Origin of the sequence: Coprococcus aceti (assembly GCF_025567285.1) — a bacterium.
GTDB classification, from domain to species: Bacteria; Bacillota; Clostridia; order Lachnospirales; family Lachnospiraceae; genus Coprococcus; species Coprococcus aceti.
Genome location: NZ_JAOQJT010000002.1, coordinates 33,787 through 58,116 on the forward strand (window position 1 = coordinate 33,787; position 24,330 = coordinate 58,116).

A 24,330-nucleotide genomic window follows, 5' to 3' on the forward strand; every position below is an offset into this window, starting at 1 on the left:
GTTGTTTGCAAGGTATGTATAGAGGTGGAATATAGTGACTGGAAAAAGTTTTATTTCTAAATTAAAGTTAAAACACAAGGGAAACGCAGAACTGTTTCCCTATGATGAGGCAAAGCATGATGCTGTCATCAGATGCTCCATATGCACCGGAGAACAGGTCGCCGGATTCAGGAGCAGAGAGGACGGTAGCTTTGTGGGTGTGATGGTGATACAGTCGGAGAAGGATCTGGAGAATTTTAAGAGACTTTACCGGGTGGATGACGTGAAGAAGATATATTGACTGACATATTGTTATTGTATAGCTGCCAGCCATATGATAAAATAAACATATCTGAGGGGAATTTGCGTGACTTATCACGTAAAATTGAATACTCGGCAAAACAAGAGAAATTTTGTGACGCAAAGCTATAGGGCCTAAGAGATTTTGACATCAGGGGAGACGATCAGATGGCAGCCAGTTGCATCTACACATGACATATGTAAGATTATTACTATATGGGATAAATTATACGTAGGTATAAGTGTATAGATTTTTATGAAAAGCGTCACGATAAGTGGCGCTTTTCGTGCGTTATGGATGTGAGAGAAAAGAGGATATTATTTGAATACGAGGGAGGGACAGTATGAGGAAGAATAATAGAAAACGAATCATCAGCACTGTTATAGTAGGTGCAATGCTCTGTGCAGGAGCAGCATTTGGAACTGTAAAATATATGAACCGCGATACAGGCAGCAGCGAAAGTGCCAGTACATCTGAGACAGCGGTAAGTGATAATTCAGGTGATATAGCGGATGCGGAGCAGACAGTCTATATGACGGACTTCCAGAAGGAGAATGCCCGGAAGGAAAAGGAGATAGTTGCAGATAAGGTAGAGGACAAAAAGGATACACTTGACCTTGATCAGGGACTTTATGCTCCTGATTCCATAGTCCTTTCAGATACGACAAAGGAAGAGGCTGAGAGAATTGCAGAAAAGCTTGGAGCCGATGTAAGACTCACTGATGATGGCAGCTTTGCCGTTCTGTATCTGCCAGAGGGTATGACTATAGATGATGTCTACAATAACGACGAGTACAGTCAGGAGATCACAGAGATGACACCTGATTATTACGTGAGCGTGAGTGAGCTCAATGAGGAGCTTGGCGGTGTCACGAACAATATTTCAGATAATTTACAGTTGAGTGATGAAACTTTGACAGCTGAAACCGCAGAAAATGAAGATGCGTCAGTTGGAGATTCCACACAAAGTATTTCTAAGGTTATCAGTGCAAGACCGGACTACACAGCAAACGATCCTGACTTTAGAAATCAGCAGTATCTTGATTATATAAATCTCAAGAATACATGGAACACCACCAAAGGAAGTGGCGTTACGGTAGCGGTTATCGATTCCGGTATCGACACGGATCATCCTGAGTTCACAGGAAGAATCAGTGAAAAATCATACAATGCATCAGAGGACAAGATAGTAAAAGACTACGATATGTCGGTAATAGAGGATGAACAGGGACACGGTACAAAGGTAGCGGGTGTTCTTGCTGCGTCCATGGATAATAATGAGGGAATAGCAGGAGTTGCACCTGAGGTGGAACTGCTGGTCATAAAATGTAATGTGGGTGAAAATGGCGAATTTGCAAGGGGATCTGATATTGTATTTGGACTTGCATATGCCATAGAGTCTGACGTAGATGTAATCAATATGTCGCTTAGTTCTGAGGAAGATATATACAGCAAGTATACTCAGCTTGCCGTTGACAGTGACATCATATGTGTTGCATCAGCGGGAAACGATGGCAGCAACATGCCAGTATATCCGGCATCTCTGGACAGTGTTATTGCAGTGGGGGCATATGATACAGAAAGCGGAACTATAACAGATTATTCTAACTATGGTGAGAATGTAGACATACTGGCACCAGGCACAACCTATACAACAGACATAGGCGGATATACTATGGCTACGGGTACATCCATGTCTGCACCGATTGCAGCAGGAGCTGTTGCACTTTACAAGTCAGCATGTGGTAAGACGGAATTCAATGATATGAGACAGCTTTTTGAGGCGTCATCAGTAGATCTGGGAATAGCAGGTGAGGATTACTATAACGGATTCGGTGAAGTAGATGTATACGCACTTGTGTGTGAAGAAAAAGGTAAGATCACATACAATATGCTGACTGACGAGGTGAAGAATCAGACGCAGATATTCGTCAAGGGGCATACAGTTCAGACAATGCCTGAGCCGGAAAGAGAATATCTCGTATTTGACGGCTGGTATTTTGATCCAAACTGTGAGGATGTGTGTGAATTATATACCAATGTATTCAGTCAGGATGTAACCTTGTATGCAAGCTGGGTAAATGAGGACGAAGGAACAGCATTCACCTATGTGAAAAACTCCGATGGTACTATAAGAATTACATCATATACAGGAAAGAGAAGGTATGTGACAGTGCCATCTGAGATAGAAGGGGAAGCGGTTACAGAGATAGGTGAGAATGCATTTGAGAATAATAGAAGGGCAAGGTCTATCACTCTTCCAGATACATTAAAGAATATAAGAACAAGGGCATTTTATAACTGTACATATATCAGGAGCGTAGATATACCGGATTCTGTATCAGAGATTGGAGACGAGGCATTTTCGGGTTGTGTAAGACTTGGTGCTGTAGACGTATCTGACAGCAGTGGTCTGATGACAGTTGGTGCAAAGGCATTCTCTTTTGCAGGAATATCTGAATTTAATATACCATCAAGTCTTATATCTCTAGGGGACAGAGTATTCTATGGAAGTACAGGTCTCAGAAAGATCAAGGTTGCAGACGGTAATCCATCTTACTTAGTGAAGAATTCGGCTCTCTACAGTGCAGATGGAACAACACTGCTGTACTATCCGGCAGGACTTGCAGGAACATACACCGTGGATGCATCGACTAAGACTATTGGAACTGCGGCTTTTGCATATTCTAGAAGTGGCGAGGTTGTGCTTAATGAGGGACTTGCGAATGTTGGAGAGGAAGGCTTTGCATATAGCAGGGTAGACAGAGTGAATTTCCCTGAGAGCCTGACATCACTTGGCGAAAGTGCATATTCAAACTGTAGCAGACTTAGTGAAATAGTATTCCCAGAGAACGGAAAATTAAAAGCCATACCAGGTGATGGTTTCAGTAGTACATATGCATTAAGAGAAATAACTATGCCGAAGTATATAACCGGGCTTAATGGCTTTGCTTTTTATTACTCAGGACTGACAAAGATTGAGTTTGCGGACGATAGTCTGCTTTCTGATATAGGTGCATATGCATTTGCAGGTTCGAATATCAAAGATATATCAATTCCAGATTCTGTTAAGAGCATAGGTGGATACGCATTTTATGGTATTGGCAATCTTGCCAGTGTGAAGTTTGGAGAAAAGAGCAAATGCACGAATATAGATGCGTGGGCATTCGCCTATACATATAGTTTAAGGAAGTTTCTGATTCCTGACGGTGTAACAACAATAGGTGATACAGCTCTGTACAACAGTGGTATAACGAAAATCGGTATAGGTGCAAAGCTTACTAATATAGGTAGTGGCGTATTTGCAAGCTGTCACAATCTGTCAGATATCACAGTGGATGAGAAGAATGAGAAGTATTCGTCGTATGAGGGGATACTGTACAACAAGGATAAGTCTGTTCTCATGCTTTATCCGGCTGCAAGAACTGGCTCTTACACGATGGCAGACACAACTGTGAAGATTGACCGGTATGCTTTCTCTGGAGCGCTAGGGCTTACAGAGGTAATAATGAATGAAGGTCTTACTGATATAGGTGAAAATGCATTCGAATATTGCGAAAAGCTCCAGACACCGGTACTTCCTTCTACGCTTACAGAGATAGATGGCTATGCGTTTATGTCTTGCAGCGGAATGTCTGAAAAGCTTACGATACCTAAGAATGTTAAGAGTATAAGCTGGTACGCATTTGGCTGGGATTATGCACTTACAGATATAGAGTTTGAACCGGAAAGTGCACTTGACAGAATAGGATATGGAACATTTGCTTATTGTGGTATAGAGGATTTCACTATTCCGGGAAATGTGTCTACGATAGCACAGGATGCATTTACAGGATGTGACAAGCTACTTACAGTTACCTTCGAAGCTGACAGCAGACTTGAGAATCTTCCGGCATGGTGTTTCTCCGGTGCAGATAACCTTAGAAGGATAACCTTTGAGGAAGAAAGTGCGTTACAGACTATAGAGGCGAGAGCATGTGAGGGACTTCTGCATCTGGAAGGTGTGGACTTTAGTGGCTGTAAAAAGCTTGCTACAATAGATAACTATGCTTTTAAGTCATGTATATCACTTGGCAATCTTTCAATTCCGGAGACAGTGAATGACATAGGAAGATATGCATTCTATGGATGCTCACAGATGGACAAGATGATCTTGCCGGAAACACTGAATCATATAGGAAGATATGCATTTTCAAAGACGAAATCCATAAAGATTTACTTTATGGCAGCGGTTCTTCCATCAGATCTTGAGGATAAATGGGATGATGGTATAGGTGCATATTATGTTGGACTAAATAAGATACATGAGAATGATGAATGGGTATATGCTGTCACGAATGATGGAACAGCATCAGTTATAAAATATAAGGGAAATGCTGAAAATATCGTGCTTGACAATATAGACGGCTATGCGGTTTCCTCTATAGGAAGTGAGACATTCAAGGACAATACTTCGCTTACAGAAATTACATTGCCAGATACACTTACGGGTATATATAAGTCTGCATTTGCCGGAACAACGGCACTTGGGTCTGTGACAATACCAGATGGCGTGGCTGTTATTGACAGCGGTGCATTTGATGGCAGTGGAATCACAGAGATTACATTTGGAGAAAACAGTAAGCTTAAGACTATTGGAAGTAACGCTTTCGCCAATACATCAAGACTTGAGAAGGTAAGTATACCATCAGGAGTAACGGAGATAAGGGAGAAGACCTTCTATAATTCTGGCGTCAAGACAGTAGCGGTTTCTGATTCTGTAAATTATATAGGAAGATTGGCATTTGCCGGATCAAAGATAGGAGCTATAGACATTCCGTTAAATGTAACAGAGATAGGCTATAGTGCATTCAAAGATGCAGAAAGCCTTGCGAAGATTACATTTGCTGATAATGGCAAGTCTATGCTTGTGCGGGATGAGGCTTTCTATAATACAGCAATAGATCAGATAGACATTCCGGCAAATATAAACTATGTAGGCAGCCTCTGCTTTGCAAAATGTAAGAATCTTACAGCGATAACTGTTGCAGAGAAAAATCAGAATTATGCATCTGTGGATGGTGTATTCTACAATAAAGCCTGTACAAAGCTTATATCATGTCCTGCAGGCAAGACAGGCAGCTACACAGTATCTGACGCTGTGATTTCATTTGCATCCGGTGCATTTGAAGGCTCTCAGTTGTCGGAGATAATCATTCCGAATGAGAGCAAGCTGATGACGATAGGTCTCAGGACCTTCTATAAGTGTGATAATCTGACACATATCACGATACCTGACAATGTGCAGAGCATTGAATATTATGCCTTTGCATACTGCGAGAATCTTGAGCAGGTGGATGTGAATGCCAGCAGTCAGCTTGGCGGTATATACAGTGGAGCATTCTATAACTGTGCAAAGCTGACCGGAATTACTATTCCTGACAGTGTAAAGGAAATATCAGATTATGCATTCTATGGCTGTAGTGCGCTTACGAATATAATCCTGTCGGAAAACAGCAAGCTGCAGGGTGTGTATGACCATGCGTTTGAGTATGCTGGAATAGAGAACTTCGATATGCCAGCAGAGATGACGGTGCTTGGCGCTTATGCATTCCGAGGCGCAAAGCTTAAGACCTTTACCTTCAATGAAAAGTTGGAGGAGATAGGGGAGTATGCACTGGCTGAGTCTGGGCTGACGGAAACAACAGAATTGGTTGTGCCAAGTAGTGTTGAGTATATCGGACGAAGTGCATTAAAGGATATTTTGAGTTTAGAAAAATTGTCTATACCATTTTTGGGAATGGCTGAAATAAATACAAATTCAGAAAACACTATAAAATATCTATTTTCTGATATTAGTAAGTTAGATGGGTTGAAAAAGATATCAGTACTAGGCGGAACTAGATTGGATTATGATGCATTTAGTTATTTAAAATGTGAAGAAATATATTTATCAGAATCTATAGTTGATTTAGGATATAATTCTTTTTACAGATGTGAAGAATTGAGGATAGTGAATATTCCAGAAGGAGTAAAACGCATCAGAATGTCAACATTCGAATCATGTATAAAACTTCAGGATATTAATATTCCGGTAAATTGTTGCAGTATAGAGGATACTGCGTTTAAAGACTGTTTGTCATTGAAAAAAATATATATAAATAAAAATGTGTCATATATCGCAAATGGTTCTTTTAGTGGTTGTAATGGCTTAGAAAGTGTAAGTGTAGATGCTGATAATAAGTTTTTTAGAGTAATAGATAGTATTTTATATGATTACAATTTATCAAGAATTATGATTGTTCCTAAAAATATAAGTGGCAAAGTTGAAATACCAGAAGGAATAAAAAATATAGATAATGGAGCATTTTATAATTGTAAGTATATTGAGAAGGTTATTTTTTCAGATACTGTAGAAAGTATAGGAGATGATGCGTTTAGAGATTGCATTTTATTGAACGAAGTATCTTTTTCAAATAAATTACAGACAATAGGAATAATGGCATTTCAAAATACAAATATAGAAAATATAGAGTTGCCAGATACGGTAAGTAGTTTAGGTGTTTATGCTTTTGCAGATTGCCGAAATTTGAGTAGAGTCAAACTGTCAGATAACATGAAAGTGCTTACTGAGAGTCTGTTCGCATATGATGAAAAATTGAGTATTGTAGAGTTTGGGCAAAATATAGAGGTAATCGGTCATGCTGCATTTTTTCATTGTATAGGATTGGTAAATTGCAATCTGCCAGAATCTGTAAAAGAGATAAAAGAAAGTGCATTTGACTCATGTACTAATTTGCAGAATATATATATAGGAAAAAATGTTAATACGATTGGAAAAGGAGCTTTTGCTGTTTGTGATAGCCTGAAAAAAGTTATTGTTGATGAAAATAATAAGTTTTTTATTACCAAAGATGGAATACTTTATGATAAAGATGTTACAAGAATACTTTTTATACCTAACAATATATCTGGTAAAATCGAAATCATTTCGGGAATTAAAAAAATAGATGACTATGTATTTAAGGGTCATAAAAAAATAACAGAGATATTGTTACCAGATAGCGTTGAATCAATAGGGACAGGGGCTTTTATATCCTGTACAAGTTTGGTAAACATCAATGTTGGCTATAATATAAAAAGTATTGGTTCAAATATATTGTACGATACACCATATTACAATAATAAGTCAAACTATATAGATGGAGTTTTATATTTGGGACAATATGCGATAAGTTGTGACAGCGAGGAAGTAAATAAGTCAAGGTGTCTCAGGATCAAAGATGGAACAAAAGTTATTGCAGAATATGCAATTGCATCGCAGAGAATAAAGTATGTTTATTTACCGGATTCACTACGATTTATTGGAGATTCCGCATTTGCATTTTGTGATTCCTTAAAGAATGTAAGGTGGGGAAATTGTATTGAATTTATAGATGACGGTGCATTTTCCTTTGATACTAATCTTGAAAATGTTCATTTAACAAATAAGAATTTGGAACTTGGCGTAAACTGTTTTTATGAATGCCAGATAAAGTATGCAAGAATAGATAGTTTAAAAAATGTAAATATGGGAATGGGGTCAACTACAGATTATTTAGATGTATTTATTGGTCAAATTGATTCAAGGATAATGAGTTATAATCCCAAAAGCTTGGTATTGATGAATGAGACGTATGATATAAACTCGTATTATGAAAATGTTAATACTCAAATATATACAAAAGTCGATAAAGAAGTAGAGGATGATAAAAAAAATAATCTTAGAGGCAGCTCGATATATTATTCAGATGAATGGAATCTTGTAACATTTTTTGTGGATGGCATGGTTGTTAAAATATCACCACTAAAGAATACAGAATTGGTTCAATCACCATCACAAAATGAGATTTCAGATATTCTCCCAGAAGGTGCAACCTTCCTCGGCTGGGATATCAATGGTGATGGTAAAGCAGACGAACTTCCGGCAACTCTTACAAGTGACATTGAGGCTCATGCAGTATATAGTGCTCCAATTACATCGATTGAGATGAAAGCAGAGCTTTCGCTTGAGGTTGACGAGGCTCAGAAACTTGATGTTACGATAAATCCATTTGGATATAACCAGAGCGATAAGCTCACTTGGGAGAGCGCAGATAAGAGTATAGCAACAGTTGTAGATGGAAAAGTCACCGGAGTTTCAGAAGGACAGACAACGATCAAAGCTGTTCTTGATGCAAATAAGCAGGTTTACGCTGAATGCACTGTTACGGTAACTCCAAAGACGTATGGTATTAAGCTTTCTGAAACGGAGACAACTATAAATGTTGGAGATACATACTCTATTACTCCTGATGTTATAGTGCCGGATGGCGACACGGAAAAAACAGTATTTGTAAGTGATGATACGGATGTAGCAACGGTTGACGAGAAGGGCGTGATAACAGGTGTTGCTCCGGGAAATGCAGCTATTACAGTAAGCCATGGAATGTACAGCGCAGAATTTGCAGTTACAGTAAAGCAGCCTATGACGTCTGTGGTTATAAATCAGACAGAGAAAGAACTGAATGTTGGTGATACATTTACATTAGCTGCTGCATTTGAACCTGTGAATACTACAGATGATAAATCAGTGTTCTGGTACAGCAAAGATACATCAGTTGCAAAGGTTGATTCAGATGGATTGGTTACAGCTATTGCACCGGGAACTGTGGATGTATGCGGAGCTGTAGGTAACTTTAGAATCAGTTGTAGTGTGACTGTGAAAGCGCCTATTGAGAAGATAGTGCTCAATACAACAAAGGGAACACTCAGACTTGACAAGACAAAACAGCTTGATGTGATCTATATACCATCAAATACGACAGATGAAAGGAATGTCGCTTGGAGTTCGGCAGATCCGGAGATTGCATCGGTTGATGAGAACGGACTTGTAACAGGTCTTAAGACAGGTAAAACTACCATTACAGGAACGGTTGGAACGCATACAGCTACATACACAGTAAGTGTAATAGGTATAAGGGATGCCAAGACAGGAATTACAGTAACCAATTCTGATGATACAGAGATGTCTGACGATACATCACTTGTTGTGGAGAAAATGGCAAGCGAGAATGTAGCAGAGACGTATGGTGATTCGATAAAGAATATTTCTGTTGATGAGAATGGACGTATATATAGTCTTTCTGTATATGACATAACATTAAAAAATGGTGAAGATGTTGTACAGCCGGAAAAGACAGTCGATGTAGATATACCGATGGCAGAAGATTCACATTCAAGTGGAGTAGGTATATACAGGCTTGAAACTGATGGTTCAATGACAGATATGAAACCGATAAGTGCTGATGGAAAGTATAGTTTCCAGACGGAGCATTTCAGTGTATATTGTGTTGCGGTTCCTACAGACGAATATCAGGCAGCGAAAGTTGAGATTGACACAGACTCTATAGATATGTGCGTAGGAAAAACAGCAACGATTACAGCCACGGTATTACCAGAGAATGCGGAGAATAAACAGCTCACATATGTATCCGGGGATGAGAGTGTTGCGACGGTAGATGAAAATGGAAATGTGTCTGCTGTATCGGTCGGAGAAACCATAGTAACAGTTAAGTCGGTTGTTGATGGCGTACAGGCTGTAGTAAATGTAAATGTAAGGGAACATACATGGAATGATGGCGAAGTAACAACAGCTCCAACCTGTACCAAGGCAGGCGTAAAGACATTCACTTGTGCTACCTGTGGGGAGACAAGAACTGAAGATATAAAAGCAACAGGACATGCACTTGTAGTAGATGAGGCAGTAGCTCCGACATGTACAGAGACAGGACTTACAGAAGGCAGTCACTGCAGCGTATGTAACGAAGTGATCAAGGCACAGGAAGAAGTACTAGCCCTTGGACATACATGGGATGATGGAGTGATAACGACCGCTCCAACCTGCACCAAGACAGGTATAAAGACCTTCACATGTACGACCTGTGGAGAGATAAGAACTGAGGATATCAAAGCCACAGGACATACAGTTGTAGTTGATGAGGCAGTAGCTCCAACCTGCACCGAGTCAGGACTTACAGAAGGCAGTCACTGCAGCGTATGTAACGAAGTGATCAAGGCACAGGAAGAGGTTGCAGCACTTGGACATAAGTGGGATTCTGGAAAGGTGACAAAGAAACCTACATACACAGCAAAGGGCACAAAGACATACACCTGTACAGTATGCTCTGACACAAAGACAGAAGATATTCCAGTGTTGAAACGTGTAGATATAACCAAGGCTGCAAGTAGGATCAGTGTCGCAGGAATCGAGAACAAGATTTACAACGGCAAGGCTCAGACTCAGGCAAAGCTTGTGGTAAAGGCAAATGGCAGAATGCTGACCAAGGGCACCAATTACACAGTCACATATAAGAACAACAAGAACATCGGAACTGCCACACTTACCATAACCGGAAAGAATGGCTACACAGGTACTATCAAGAAGACATTTGCCATCAAGACACAGGCTGGCAAGGTGTACGGCAGCACATTAAAGTACAAGATTACAAGTGCAAAGACAAACGGAACAGGTACGGTGTCTCTGATTGGTTCTGGATACAGCAAGACCAACAAGAAGTTCACCACACTCAAGGTAGCAGATACAGTAATTATAGGAGGAGTGAAGTTCAAGATTACAAAGATCGAGAACAAAGCGTTCATGAAATATCATTATCTGACAAACGTCGTTGTTGGTTCGAATGTGACAGGTATAGGCGATTACGCATTCTATGGATGTCCGAGACTTGCTACAGTTACGGTAGGTAAGAACATCAGAACTATAGGCACTAAGGCGTTCTATGGATGTAAGAGCCTTAAGTCTGTGAAAATCTTATCACCAAAGCTTGTAAAGGCTGGAACATCTGCTTTTGCTGGTATTAAGGCAAATGCAGCATTTGCACTGCCAAAGAAGTATTATAACAGTTATGGCAGGCTGATAAAGAAAGCCGGTGCGCCGAAGAAGGCAGTATACAAAAAGTTTTAGATATAGGGTAAAAAAAGAAACAAAAAGAAATAAACTAAATGGATGGCTATGGGAAATAATATGCATAGCCATCCATATTTTGCTGTTGTTAATTTATTTTTTTATTGTTGAGTGCTACATAAAAACGTGAAAACACACATAAAATAGTAGTTGGTATTGATTAATTAGACACGGGATAGTAAAATGGAATTACTAAAAAATGTGTCCACACACAAAAACAAGGAGTATAACAGTGGAAATCAAGAGAGATGCTTACCTTGAACAGTTGAAGATAAGAAAAGATAATGGAATGATAAAGATTATCACAGGAATCAGGAGATGTGGAAAGTCATTCCTATTATTTGTATTATTTAAGAACTATTTATTAGAGAATGGTGTAGATAATGAACACATTATTGAGATTGCATTAGATGGCATCGAAAACGAAGAACTGAGGGATCCGAAAAAGTGTTATCAATACATTAAGGATGCAATGAAAGATGAGCAGAGGTATTATTTGATTTTGGATGAAGTACAGTTTATGCCGCGATTTGAGGAAGTACTGAATAGTTTACTCAGAATTAGCAATATTGATGTATATGTGACCGGTAGTAATTCGAGATTTTTATCCAGTGATATTGTAACTGAATTTAGAGGCAGAGGTGATGAGATAAGAATTTATCCATTATCTTTCGCTGAGTTCTATAGTGCGTATGATGGAGATTATGACGAAGCCTGGGAAGAGTATATGACATATGGTGGTTTGCCACAGGTAGCACAATTTTCTGTGGAACGCCAAAAGGCAGAATATCTAAAAAATATTTTTACCAATGTCTATATCAGGGATGTTGTAGAGAGGAATAACATTAAAAATGTTGATGAAATTGGAACTTTAGTCGATATTCTTGCTTCTGCCATAGGCGCACCAACCAATCCAACTAAAATATCAAATACTTTTAAAAGTGAACGGGGTATCAATTATAGCAATAAGACTATATCTAATCATATTGATTATTTGGCGGAGGCCTTTTTGATTTCTAAAGCGGAACGGTATGATATTAAGGGAAGAAAATATGTGGGTGCTAACTTAAAATATTATTTTTCAGATGTGGGACTTAGAAATGCTAGGTTAAATTTCAGACAGCAGGAACCTACTCATATTATGGAGAACATAGTTTATAACGAACTGCTTATTAGAGGCTACAATGTGGATGTTGGTATCGTAGATGTGTATGCAAAGAATGATTATGGAAAAACTACTCGCAAGCAGTTTGAGGTTGATTTTGTAGTGAATCAGGGTAGTCAGAGATATTATATTCAAGTAGCCTATGATATGGTTTCTGAAGAAAAACAGACACAGGAATTTAATTCATTTAGGAATATTCCAGATTCATTTAAGAAGATTGTTATAGTAAATGGAACGAAAAAGCCGTATAGAAATGATGAAGGATTTGTGATTATGGGAATGAAATATTTTTTACTTAATGCAGATAGTTTAGAATTTTAGTGAGGTTGTCAAGAAAAAGCACTTGACAACCCATCCCGCCTGTATTAGAATAGCCCATGGTAAAGCAAAAACACTTTACATGCAAGTGCGTTACGGAGAGTTTGTTATGGAGAAGATAGTCAGACAGTCTATGTTATATGATTTTTATGGTGAGCTGCTCACAGAGCATCAGAAGAGCGTGTACGAGGATGTTGTGAACAATGACATGTCTTACTCAGAGATAGCGAGACTCAACAACATAAGCAGACAGGGCGTATATGATATGGTAAGGCGCTGTGACAAGATTCTCGAGGAGTATGAGGAGAAGCTTATGCTGGTACATAAGTTCATGAAGGCACAGGAACAGGTTCAGAAGATCAAGGAATGTGCGGATGAGCTCAAGGCGATGAACTCGGATGAACGGCTTGCGGGCAGAATTGAAGATATAGTGAATTATTCAGATAAGATACTCGAAGATTTCTGATGATAGATAATATCAGAAGGGAGAATGTCTATGGCATTTGACAGTTTATCAGATAAACTGCAGAACGTTTTTAAGAAGCTGAGAAGCAAGGGCGTACTTACTGAGGATGATGTCAAGGAGGCTATGAAAGAAGTCAAGAGAGCACTTCTCGAGGCGGATGTCAACTTCAAGGTCGTAAAGTCATTTGTCAAGTCAGTGAGTGACAGAGCTGTAGGAGAGGAAGTCCTCAAGGGTCTGAATCCTGGACACATGGTCATCAAGATCGTCAAGGAAGAGATGGATAAGCTCATGGGCTCTGAGATGACAGAGATCAAGCTCAGACCATCCAATGAGATCACGATCATCATGATGTGTGGACTTCAGGGTGCAGGTAAGACAACTACAGTTGCAAAGCTTGCATATCAGTTCAAGAACAAAGGTAAGAAACCGCTCCTTGTAGCGTGTGATGTATACAGACCGGCGGCTATCAAGCAGCTGCAGGTCAATGGCGAGAAAGTTGGAGTTCCCGTATTTGCGATGGGAGACAACAACAAGCCACTGGATATTGCGAAGGCGGCTATACAGCATGCAGCCAAGAACAATATCAACCTGGTGTTCCTTGACACCGCAGGACGTCTTCATGTTGATGAGGACATGATGAACGAGCTTGCAGAGATAAAGGATAATCTGGACATTGCTTACACCATACTGACTGTGGATTCCATGACAGGTCAGGATGCGGTAAATGTAGCGACAACGTTCAATGATAAGATAGGTATAGATGGTGTCATCCTCACAAAGCTGGATGGTGATACCAGAGGCGGTGCCGCACTGTCGATCAAGGCAGTAACGGGCAAGCCAATCCTGTACTCAGGTATGGGAGAGAAGCTTACCGATCTGGAGCCATTTTACCCGGATCGTATGGCGAGCCGAATCCTCGGAATGGGTGATGTAGAGTCACTTATTGAGAAAGCCCAGTCGGCCATTGACGAGGAGAAGGCCAAAGAGATGGAACAGAAGTTCCGCAAAGCAAGTTTTGATTTCAACGATTTTCTTGATCAGATGGCTCAGCTTGAGCAGATGGGCGGCATGCAGGAGATCCTTTCGATGATGCCAGGCATGGCAAGTCAGATGAAGAATGTTGAGATAGATGAGAACGCTGCTAAAACACCAAAAGCAATCATTCAGTCCATGACACCGAGAGAGCGTTCACTCCAGGATCCGATATCGCCGTCAAGAAAGAAGCGTATCGCAGATGGAGCAGGTGTCCAGATAGCAGATGTGAATCGTTTCCTTAAACAGTTTGAACAGTCTAAGAAGATGATGAAGCAGATGTCAGGCATGATGGGCGGAAAGAGAAGACGCGGTGGTTTTAAAATGCCTTTTGGCTTAAGATAATTATTATTTAGGAGGAACAAGAACAATGGCAGTAAAGATTAGATTAAGAAGAATGGGTTATAAGAAGCATCCTTTCTACAGAGTGATCGTAGCAGATTCAAGATCACCAAGAGATGGTAGATTCATCGAGGAAATCGGAACATATGATCCTAACCAGGAGCCATCTGTAGTAAAGATCGACGAGGAGGCTGCTAAGAAGTGGTTAGCTACAGGAGCACAGCCAACTGAGTCAGTTGCAAAGTTATTAAAGCAGGCAGGTATCGAGAAGTAATTTTACGGATGTATCAGCTTTTCTATGAAAAGCTGATATGCAGCGCCAGCCATCGACGAAGTCGATTTTGCATGGCTGGTGTTCCATTTGGGAGGTATAGAGATGAAAGATTTAGTAGAAATCATTGCAAAGTCCCTAGTAGATCATCCTGAGCAGATAGCTGTAACCGAGACTGAAGAAGACGGCATAATAAAGATAGACCTTACAGTCGCACCAGAAGACATGGGTAAGGTAATCGGCAAGCAGGGCAGAATAGCCAAATCCATCCGTACAGTTGTCAAGGCAGCTGCTTCAAAGGGTGATAAGAAGGTTGTCGTTGATATTAAGTAGAACTGCATAGGCAGGATAAGTGGTATTTCTTAATCTTCATATGACAGAGGATTTTATTACCGAGTTAAGAGGGGGAGTTTATACTCCCCCTTATATTATATATGAGTTATATATAGGAGATAGAATGGAACACAACACAGAAGACAGACTCAGAGTAGGAGTGATAACCTCAAGCCATGGTATAAAGGGCGAGGTTAAGGTATATCCGACAACGGATGACAATGATCGTTTCAAGACCTTGAAGAAGTGCTATCTGTCAAATGGCAGAGAGACTTTGGAGGTTAATTGTACATCTTGCAAATTTTTGAAAAATATGGTTATTCTTAAGTTCAAAGAATACGATAACATAAATGATATAGAGCGTTTTAAGAACTATGACATACTTGTTGACAGGGAGGATGCAGTTCCTCTCATGGATGGAGAGTTCTTCATCTGTGATGTCCTTGACGCTGATGTATATGATCAGAATGACGAGCACATAGGAATCCTTGACGACGTGCTGGAGACTCCGGCAAATGATGTATTTGTCGTTAAGAAGGATGATGGCAGCGAGATCCTTATACCTGTAGTACCGGATTTCGTGTTCGATGTTGACACAGAGAATAAGAAGGTCAAGGTCAGAACATTTGAGATGGTAGAAGCAGATGATTCAGGTGACGAGGATTGATCGCATACAGATGTTTGGTGAGATGATGAACATATACTAGGAGCGGACTATGAATTTTTATATTTTGACACTTTTCCCCGAGATGGTTATGAATGGACTTTCAACGAGTATCACGGGAAGGGCCATAGAGTCGGGAAAACTTCATATAGAAGCTATAAATATAAGAGATTACACCCAGGATAAACACAATCATGTGGATGATTACCCATATGGGGGAGGCGCAGGCATGGTCATGCAGGCGCAGCCTGTGTATGATGCATACACGGCACTGGTGGAGAAGCTTGGCAGAAAACCATGGGTCATATATATGACTCCGCAGGGAAGAACCTTCAATCAGGGTATTGCACAGGAGCTCTCGGAGAAGGAGGACATAGTTCTTCTGTGTGGCCATTACGAGGGAATAGATGAGAGGGTCCTTGAGATGATAGTCGATGACTATATGTCCATAGGCGATTTTGTGCTGACTGGCGGAGAACTTCCAGCCATGGCTATCGTGGATGCTGTGTCTCGTCTTGTTCCAGGGGTTCTGAATAACGAGGACAGTGCTGAGATAGAGACTTTTTATAACAATCTGCTTGAGTATCCGCAGTATACCAGACCTCCTGAATTCATGGGGAAGAAGGTTCCGGATGTACTGCTTTCGGGCAACCATAAGCTCATAAATGAGTGGCGACTTGAACAGTCTATCACCAGGACGAAGGAGCACAGGCCGGACATGTACGAGAAGTATATGATCGAGAATCCTCCTAAGGAGAAAAAGAAACGAAGAAAATAGCAGGTTGCCACCTGTGGTCTTAAGGTGGTATACTAAGAGATGGCAGAATTCGAGGTTATTCGAATTCTGCCATAACCTTGTGGAGACGCGACTGCAGGGCATACACAAATACAAGGAAGAACAAGGAGACAAAAGATTATGAAACGCAGATTACTTATGACTATGATGGCTATGGTTCTTGCATTCTCATTTACAGGATGTGGAAACAAGAAGGCAGACGAGACGACGGCAACCACAGAGGCTGCATCAGAGGTGAAGGATGAGTTCATCAAGTTTGTTGGAACGGATATCCCTAAGATGGATACAGAGGAAGCGGAGATCATGAAGAAGTTCAACTCATATTTTGCTGAGGGAACTGCTGTTGATACAGATGCTCTGCTCAAGGATTTGACAGACAATCTGCTTCCAAATTATAAGACATTTCTTGACGACATACAGGCTATAGAAGTCAAGACCGACGAGGTGAAGGCGCTCAAGGATCAGTATTATGATGCCATGAATGCACAGTATGAGGCTATGCAGAAGGTTGAGGCTGCTGTTAAGGATAAGAACAAGGACATCCAGACAGAGGCACAGAAGCTTCTCTCAGACGCCCAGAGCAAGTATACAGCATACAATGACGCGGTATATGCACTTGCCCAGAAGGAGAATGTAACGTTGAACGGCGAGATAGCAACAACTGCAACCAGTGAGGCAGGAAGCACAACAGAGGCCAACACAGAGGCTATAGATCCAAGCGAGGCCATGACAGATGAGGTTGAGACAACAGAGGCAGCGCAGTAGTATTTAAGATATAGAAGAATATTTTGAAAAGCAGTGGATACATGAGTGTGTTCACTGCTTTTTTGCTGTGGTATACTGTAAAAAATATGCTCAGTTCACATTTTTTACAAATATCAATGTTATATTGAGATAAATTGGATATTATTCTATATGTGGAGGTACGATATGGATTCAATAAAGGTTCTTATGGTTGATGATGAGAGCAGAATGAGGAAGCTTGTCAAGGACTTCCTCACAAGAGAGGGGTATATGGTTCTTGAGGCCGGAGATGGTGAACAGGCCCTGGATATATTCATGAATGACAAGAATATATCTCTTGTAATACTTGATGTCATGATGCCTAAGATGGACGGATGGGAGACTCTTAAGGAGATAAGAAAGTTCTCACAGGTTCCGGTTATCATGCTTACCGCGAAGGCAGATGAGCGCGATGAGCTCCAGGGCTTTGATCTGGGAGTAGATGAGTACATAACGAAGCCGTTCAGTCCCAAGATACTTGTTGCCAGAGTTGCAGCGATACTCAGAAGAACAACGGATGCCGCTTCAGATGAGAAGCTTGTAGCCGGAGGTATTGAGATGAATCTGTCGGCTCATGTGGTGACGATAGATGGCAAGCCGGTTGAGCTCAGCTTCAAGGAGTTCGAGTTGCTTCAGTATTTTATCACGAACAAGGGCGTGGCATTGTCGAGAGAGAAGATACTCAACAATGTATGGAACTATGATTACTTTGGCGATGCCAGAACCATAGACACGCATGTCAAGAAGCTCAGAAGCAAGATGGGAGATAAGGGCGAATATATCAAGACTATATGGGGAATGGGCTATAAATTCGAGGTAGAGTGATGAAGAAATCAAAAAGGACATCGATCAGGACTAAGATAACGTTGTCTCTGGCTGCGACCATACTTATCATGGTGGTTATGTCGTGTGCTATAACCATGATCTTTATCAAGAAGTATTTCTATCACAGCATGGAACAGATGCTGCTGGATACATACAATTCTTGCAATGAACTGTTCGGACGGGATGAGGATATAGACAGTAAAGAGCTGGCGAATGATGTGATCAATCAGTCTGGTGCGATGATATTTATCTTTGACAGTGTGAATATGCATGTGTACACGACGGTGAACGAGGAAGCTGCGGTATATAACAATCTGTCATTTATAGCAGACTACTTCAATTACAGCGGTGGAAAGAATCCGGACAATCCGAAGATAAAGAGAAAGCAGATTGAGAAGACAGATAAATATGATATACAGATCACAAATGACAGGAATACAGGCAACAGCTATTATGACGTTGTCGGATTCCTTGACAATGGTTTTGTTGTCATCATCAGAAAACCTATTTCCAGTGTGGACTCAACGATAGTTACATCTTTGAAGTTCTTTTTATTGGTGTTCTCAGTGGTGGCACTGCTTGGATTTGTGATGGTTTATTTTATAAGCAATGCGGTTGCAAAGCCGATAAAGAATCTTGCGTCGGTTGCCAATCGTATGGCACAGCTTGATCTCGATGTGAAGGTGGATCACGCATCCAACGATGAGATTGGTGAGCTGGCGGACAGTATGAACGAGATGTCATATCAGCTAAGGAACACGCTGACAGAGCTTCAACAGGCAAATGCTAAGCTGCAGACGGATATTGATGAGAAGGTACAGATAGATGAGATGAGGAAGGAGTTCCTGTCCCATGTGTCCCATGAACTCAAGACTCCTATAGCTCTCATACAGGGATACGCCGAGGGCCTTAAGGACAATGTTACAGAGGATGATGAGAGCAAGGAGTTTTACTGTGATGTCATTCTGGACGAAGCTGGCAAGATGAATAAGCTTGTCAGACAGTTACTTGATCTGAATGAGCTTGAATTTGGAGTGGACAGGGTTCATCCTGTGGTATTTGACATAGACGCACTCATAAAGAATGTAGTGGATTCATCATCCATTCTGGTGGAGCAGAACCATGCGGAAGTTGAGCTGGCGGATGAGCTGAATGATGTGTGCAACGTATATGCAGATGAGTTCATGATAGAGCAGGTATTCACCAATTATTTTACAAATGCACTTCATTACTGCAACGATGGAGGCAAGGTCAGAGTGTGGACGGCGAATAAGGACTATGATCAGCCGAGAAGGACTGAGGATGGACTCGTCACAGGCAACTTGAGAGTATTTGTATATGATGAGGGACCGAACATTCCTGACGATGAGCTTGATAAGGTATTCATTAAGTTCTACAAGGTGGACAAGGCGAGGACGAGAGAGTATGGTGGAAGCGGTATTGGACTTTCTATAGTTGCGGCGTCCATGGCGGCTCACAACAAGAACTATGGTGTTTACAATGTGGAGAATGGAGTGGTATTCTACTTCGACCTTGATATCATACAGCAGGATGATGGCGAACCGGAAATGATACCGGAGAATAACGCAGATAACACGTCAGAACAATAAATACTTTGCAAGGAGGAAACTTTTAGGCTATAATTCTAAGGGTTTCCTTTTTCTGTTGGATTCTGGCATCTGCAAATATATTTATAAAATGGGAGAAGATTATGTCATATAGTGCAAAAAACATTGAGGTGTTAAAGGGCCTTGAGCCGGTAAGATTGAGACCGGGAATGTACATCGGCAACACAGGGCGAAGCGGACTGAACCACCTCATACAGGAGCTTATAGACAACTCGGTGGATGAGCATCTGGCTGGGTATTGCAACAATATATGGGTGAGCATCAACGAGGATGGCTCGGCAACCGTGTCTGACGATGGACGAGGCGTTCCTGTCGATATACATGAGCAGGAGGGAATTCCTGCGGAGCGTGTTGTATACACAGTGTTGCATGCAGGTGGCAAGTTTAACAGCTCCACCTACAAGATAAGCGGCGGACTTCACGGAGTAGGTTCTGCAGTTGTAAATGCACTGTCTAACAAGCTTATAGTAGATGTTGCCAGGGATGGCTACCTCTATCACGATACATACGAGAAGGGAATACCGACAACTGAACTTGTTGACGGTATGCTTCCAAAGACAAAACTCAAGGAAAAGAGAACAGGTACGACGGTAACACTCTATCCTGATGATACAATATTTGAGACAGTAAAGTTCAAGGCGGACGCCATCAAGCAGAGGATTAAAGAGACAGCATATCTGAATCCGAATCTTACGATCACATTCCAGAACAAGAGGGATGGCGAGGAGCCTATAGTGTTCCATCAGCCAGGGGGACTTGCAGCATTTGTTGAGGATATATCCCAGGGACTCACACATACATCACCGGTTGTCGCCATATCGGGTGAGAAGGACGGAATCGCCGCTGATATCGTATTTCTGATGACGGAGGACGGCGAGGAGAATATCATAGGATTTACCAACAATATCACGAATCCTGAAGGTGGAACCCATGTGACAGGATTCAAGTCAGCATTTGCCAAGCTTATCAATAATTATGCGAGAAATGAGCTTGGAACTCTGAAAGAGAAGGATTCCAATCTGACAGGTGCAGATATAAGATCTGGCATGCAGGCTATCATATCCGTGAAGCATCCGGATCCTCAGTTCGAGGGACAGACTAAGACAAAGCTTTCCAACACGGACGTGTCAAAGGCCATCGACGATATCGTGAAGGAACAGCTCACAGTTTATTTTGACAGAAATTATGATGTGCTGAAGGATATAGTGGACAGGGCGGTGGCTCTCTCCAAGAGAAAGGCGCTTGAGAAGTCCAAGATCAATATAAACAAGTTTTCATTTGAGGGAAATGGCAAGCTTGCAAAGCAGGAGTCCTCAGATTCGTCTAAATGCGAGATATTCATAGTCGAGGGAGATTCGGCGGGAGGCTCAGCCAAGACCGCGAGAAACAGAAAGTATCAGGCAATACTTCCACTTAGAGGTAAGATACTCAACGTGGAGAAGAAGCCTGTTGCAAAGGTGCTTGAGAATGCCGAGATCAAAGCACTCATCAATGCATTTGGCTGTGGCTTCATGCAGGGCTACGGCAATGATTTCGATATAAGCAAGCTGAATTACGACAAGATAATCATCATGACTGATGCCGATGTGGATGGTGCCCACATAGCGACACTTCTGCTTACATTCTTCTATAGATTTTATCCTGACCTTATCAGCGAGGGACATATATACATAGCTATTCCGCCTCTCTACAGAGTTGGCGAGGGCAAGAACATCAAATATCTGTACTCAGATGATGAGCTTGCAAAGTACAGAAAGGCACACATGAACAAGTTCACGATCCAGAGATACAAGGGACTCGGTGAGATGGATGCAGACCAGCTCTATGAGACGACCATGAACCCTGAGACAAGACTTTTAAAGCAGGTATCAGTGAACAGCCGTGTTGAGGCAAATCAGCTCACACAGACGCTCATGGGAACTGAGGTTGCGCCTAGAAGAGAGTACATAGAGACACACAGTGCGGATGCGGTGCTAGATATATAAAAGTGATATTTGGGAATGCTTAGCAGCGCGTTTTCACAGTTTGTATGATGAAAGGGATAGATCATGTCGGAAAAGATATTAAATGTAGATTATGAGAGCGAGATGGGACAGTCCTATGTGGATTATTCCATGTCGGTTATAACAGAGAGAGCGCTCCCGGATGTAAGGGATGGATTAAAGCCTGTCCAGAGAAGGATACTTTACTCACTGGATGGTCTTGCAGGCTCCGACAAGCCACACAGAAAATGTGCGAGAATAGTCGGAGATACAATGGGTAAATATCATCCACACGGAGATAGTTCCATATATGAAGGACTTGTAAATATGGCACAGAACTGGAAACTGCCGATACCACTTGTTGACCCACACGGCAACTTTGGCGCGGTGGACGGTTCCGGTGCGGCTGCCATGCGATACACTGAGGCGCGTATATCTAAGTACACAGAGGATGTGTGCATGAAGGATCTTCCGTTCTTCAAGGATCAGTTCATACCAAACTTTGACGGAACGGAGACAGAGCCGACTTTCCTGCCTTTCCAGGTGCCAAATATCCTGGTGAGCGGTTCAACCGGTATAGCAGTAGGTATGGCGACAAATATTCCTACACACAATCTCGGTGAGGTCATAGATGCCACAGTTGCATATCTGAATGATCCTGAGATACAGCTTGAGGATCTGCTTGCGCTCATGCCGGGACCGGATTTTGCCACAGGTGGAATCATTAATGCAACACCTGAGGAGTTGTATAATGTGTATGCCACAGGACTTGGCAAGATCAAGGTGCGCGGTAAGGTAGAGGTCAGGGATATCGGATACGGAAGAAAGAGTATATGTGTCACAGAGCTTCCATATACAATGATCGGAGGTACTGCCAAGTTCCTTGATACTGTCGCAGAGCTTGTCAGAAACAGAGAGCTTCCAGCGGTCGTGGATATCGCGGACAGAGGAGACAAGAACGGTGAATGCCTGTGTATAGATGTGAAGAAGGGAACTTCTGACGAGGAGATACAGAACATCATCAATATATTATATAAGAAGGCAGCCCTTGAGGATACATTTGGCGTGAATATCAACTGCATCAACAACGGCAAGCCGGAGGTCATGGGACTCAAAAAGATACTGAAGGTATACACAGATTTCAAGTACGGTCTGTATGACACGAAGTATAGAAAGCTTCTGGCACAGCAGGAGGAGATTAGGGAGATCAAGATGGGACTGCTCACAGCGGTTGACTGCATAGACCTGATCATAGAGATACTCCGCGGAAGTACAAAGGTTGCTGATGCCAAGGCGTGCCTCATGCACGGCGATACATCGAATATCAAGTTCAGATTCAAGGGCTCAGAGGCGGACGCAAAGTTCCTGTGCTTCACAGAGAAGCAGGCGGATGCAATACTTGCCATGAGACTTCAGAAGCTCATTGGACTGGAGATCAATGCCTTAAAGAAAGAGCTGGCTGACGCTGAGAAGCTCATTAAGAAGTACACAAGGCTTATGGAGTCCAGGGATGCCATGAAGCAGCAGATGATAGATGACATGCTTGAGATCAAGGCAAAGTATGCCATACCTAGAAGGACTCAGATCCATAACTATGGAACTGTTGTTGTGAAGAAGGCTGAGGTCGTGGCTACAGATGTGGCTGTACTTCTCGACAGATTCTATTACATCAAAGTTGTAGATGCAAATGTATACGAGAAGAACATCGACCAGATCACTAAGGATTACAGATTTGCGGTTAAGTGTCAGAATCTTGACAGGATAGCGGTATTTGCCGACAATAATCAGGTGTATACGATCAAGGTTGCAGACATCATTAAGCTTCAGGCGAAGAAGAACACCAGTAAGAAGGGCGGAGGAAGCCTCATAGGACGTCTTGCCGACAAGGGAATCCAGGTGTTCGAGTTCTGCAACATGAATGGTGACGAGAATATCCTGTTCATGGACTGCATAGAGCATTTTGTGACTGACAAGCTGCTGTTCGTCAGTAAGCAGGGTCTTGCCAAGGTTGTTGACGGCTCCGCATTTGACACCACAAGGCGTGCTGCAAATGCTTCAAAAGTCGGTGATGATATCATATATATCGGCAAAATTTCCGAGGGCGACTTCATAATCGCACAGTCAGAGAAGGGCTATTACATAAGAGTTGACGCAGCGGAGATTCCTGAGAAGGGCAAGGGCGCAGCGGGAGTCAGGCTCATCAACTTAGAGGGTGACGATGTCCTTGAGTCGGTATTTGTGGGAAGCACAAAGGATACCTTCAAGGTTGGAGATAACGAGATAATCTTTACCAGAGTTAAGCCGGGCAAGCGCGGCGGCAAGGGAAGCAAGCTGAGGTTCTAAAGAATTACATGCGAGAGCAGAATATCTATTATAACATAGGCATAAGATAATACAGGTACTTGACGTACAGTTTTCTGTACAGTACAATATAAGTACAGAAAACTGTACATGGATTTGAGGA

Annotated in this window: 14 protein-coding genes and 1 riboswitch; all 14 genes read left to right on the plus strand. The window is 41.8% G+C overall.

All coding sequences use genetic code 11. From position 1 onward, the window contains the following. The first annotated feature begins 34 nt into the window (after positions 1–34). Positions 35–280, plus strand: a complete 246-nt coding sequence (locus OCV54_RS02605; RefSeq protein ID WP_055222510.1) for a hypothetical protein — start codon at positions 35–37, stop codon at positions 278–280. Positions 281–364: 84 nt separating this feature from the next. Continuing rightward, a riboswitch (cyclic di-GMP riboswitch) is annotated at positions 365–466 on the plus strand. 157 nt (positions 467–623) lie between these two features. Further along, positions 624–11,261: a leucine-rich repeat protein gene (locus OCV54_RS02610; protein ID WP_055222512.1), complete on the plus strand. Its 10,638-nt coding sequence runs from the start codon at positions 624–626 to the stop codon at positions 11,259–11,261. A 232-nt stretch (positions 11,262–11,493) separates the two neighbouring features. Then, entirely contained in the window at positions 11,494–12,747 is a 1,254-nt protein-coding gene (locus OCV54_RS02615; protein WP_055222514.1) for an ATP-binding protein, read from the plus strand. A gap of 106 nt (positions 12,748–12,853) precedes the next feature. Beyond that, positions 12,854–13,210 (plus strand): YlxM family DNA-binding protein, encoded by a 357-nt coding sequence (gene ylxM, locus OCV54_RS02620; RefSeq protein WP_022059475.1) that lies wholly within the window; start codon positions 12,854–12,856, stop codon positions 13,208–13,210. A 30-nt stretch (positions 13,211–13,240) separates the two neighbouring features. Beyond that, the gene (gene ffh, locus OCV54_RS02625; RefSeq protein ID WP_055222516.1) at positions 13,241–14,587 is read left to right on the plus strand and encodes a signal recognition particle protein; all 1,347 of its coding nucleotides are present in this window, start codon (positions 13,241–13,243) and stop codon (positions 14,585–14,587) included. Positions 14,588–14,612: 25 nt separating this feature from the next. Beyond that, positions 14,613–14,858 carry a 30S ribosomal protein S16 gene (gene rpsP, locus OCV54_RS02630; protein ID WP_004851225.1) on the plus strand — a complete coding sequence of 82 codons (246 nt, stop codon included), beginning with the start codon at positions 14,613–14,615 and terminating at the stop codon, positions 14,856–14,858. 102 nt (positions 14,859–14,960) lie between these two features. Next, entirely contained in the window at positions 14,961–15,188 is a 228-nt protein-coding gene (locus OCV54_RS02635) for a KH domain-containing protein (RefSeq protein ID WP_004851223.1), read from the plus strand. Positions 15,189–15,312: 124 nt separating this feature from the next. Further along, the gene (gene rimM / locus OCV54_RS02640) at positions 15,313–15,855 is read left to right on the plus strand and encodes a ribosome maturation factor RimM (RefSeq protein WP_055222518.1); all 543 of its coding nucleotides are present in this window, start codon (positions 15,313–15,315) and stop codon (positions 15,853–15,855) included. Positions 15,856–15,904: 49 nt separating this feature from the next. Further along, positions 15,905–16,630, plus strand: coding sequence for a tRNA (guanosine(37)-N1)-methyltransferase TrmD (gene trmD / locus OCV54_RS02645; RefSeq protein WP_015534852.1), 726 nt, complete (start codon positions 15,905–15,907; stop codon positions 16,628–16,630). 138 nt (positions 16,631–16,768) lie between these two features. Beyond that, the gene (locus OCV54_RS02650; RefSeq protein ID WP_055144623.1) at positions 16,769–17,413 is read left to right on the plus strand and encodes a hypothetical protein; all 645 of its coding nucleotides are present in this window, start codon (positions 16,769–16,771) and stop codon (positions 17,411–17,413) included. A 165-nt stretch (positions 17,414–17,578) separates the two neighbouring features. Further along, entirely contained in the window at positions 17,579–18,256 is a 678-nt protein-coding gene (locus OCV54_RS02655) for a response regulator transcription factor (RefSeq protein WP_022216567.1), read from the plus strand. Beyond that, on the plus strand, positions 18,256–19,866 hold the full coding sequence (locus OCV54_RS02660) for a sensor histidine kinase (protein ID WP_055222520.1): 1,611 nt from the start codon (positions 18,256–18,258) through the stop codon (positions 19,864–19,866). Before OCV54_RS02655 ends, OCV54_RS02660 begins: the two co-directional genes overlap by 1 nt. A gap of 101 nt (positions 19,867–19,967) precedes the next feature. Next, a complete protein-coding gene (locus OCV54_RS02665; RefSeq protein ID WP_055222522.1) occupies positions 19,968–21,869 on the plus strand; it encodes a DNA gyrase/topoisomerase IV subunit B in 1,902 nt (633 codons plus the stop codon). Positions 21,870–21,932: 63 nt separating this feature from the next. After that, positions 21,933–24,209, plus strand: a complete 2,277-nt coding sequence (locus tag OCV54_RS02670) for a DNA gyrase subunit A (protein WP_055222524.1) — start codon at positions 21,933–21,935, stop codon at positions 24,207–24,209. The last annotated feature ends 121 nt before the right edge of the window (positions 24,210–24,330 follow it).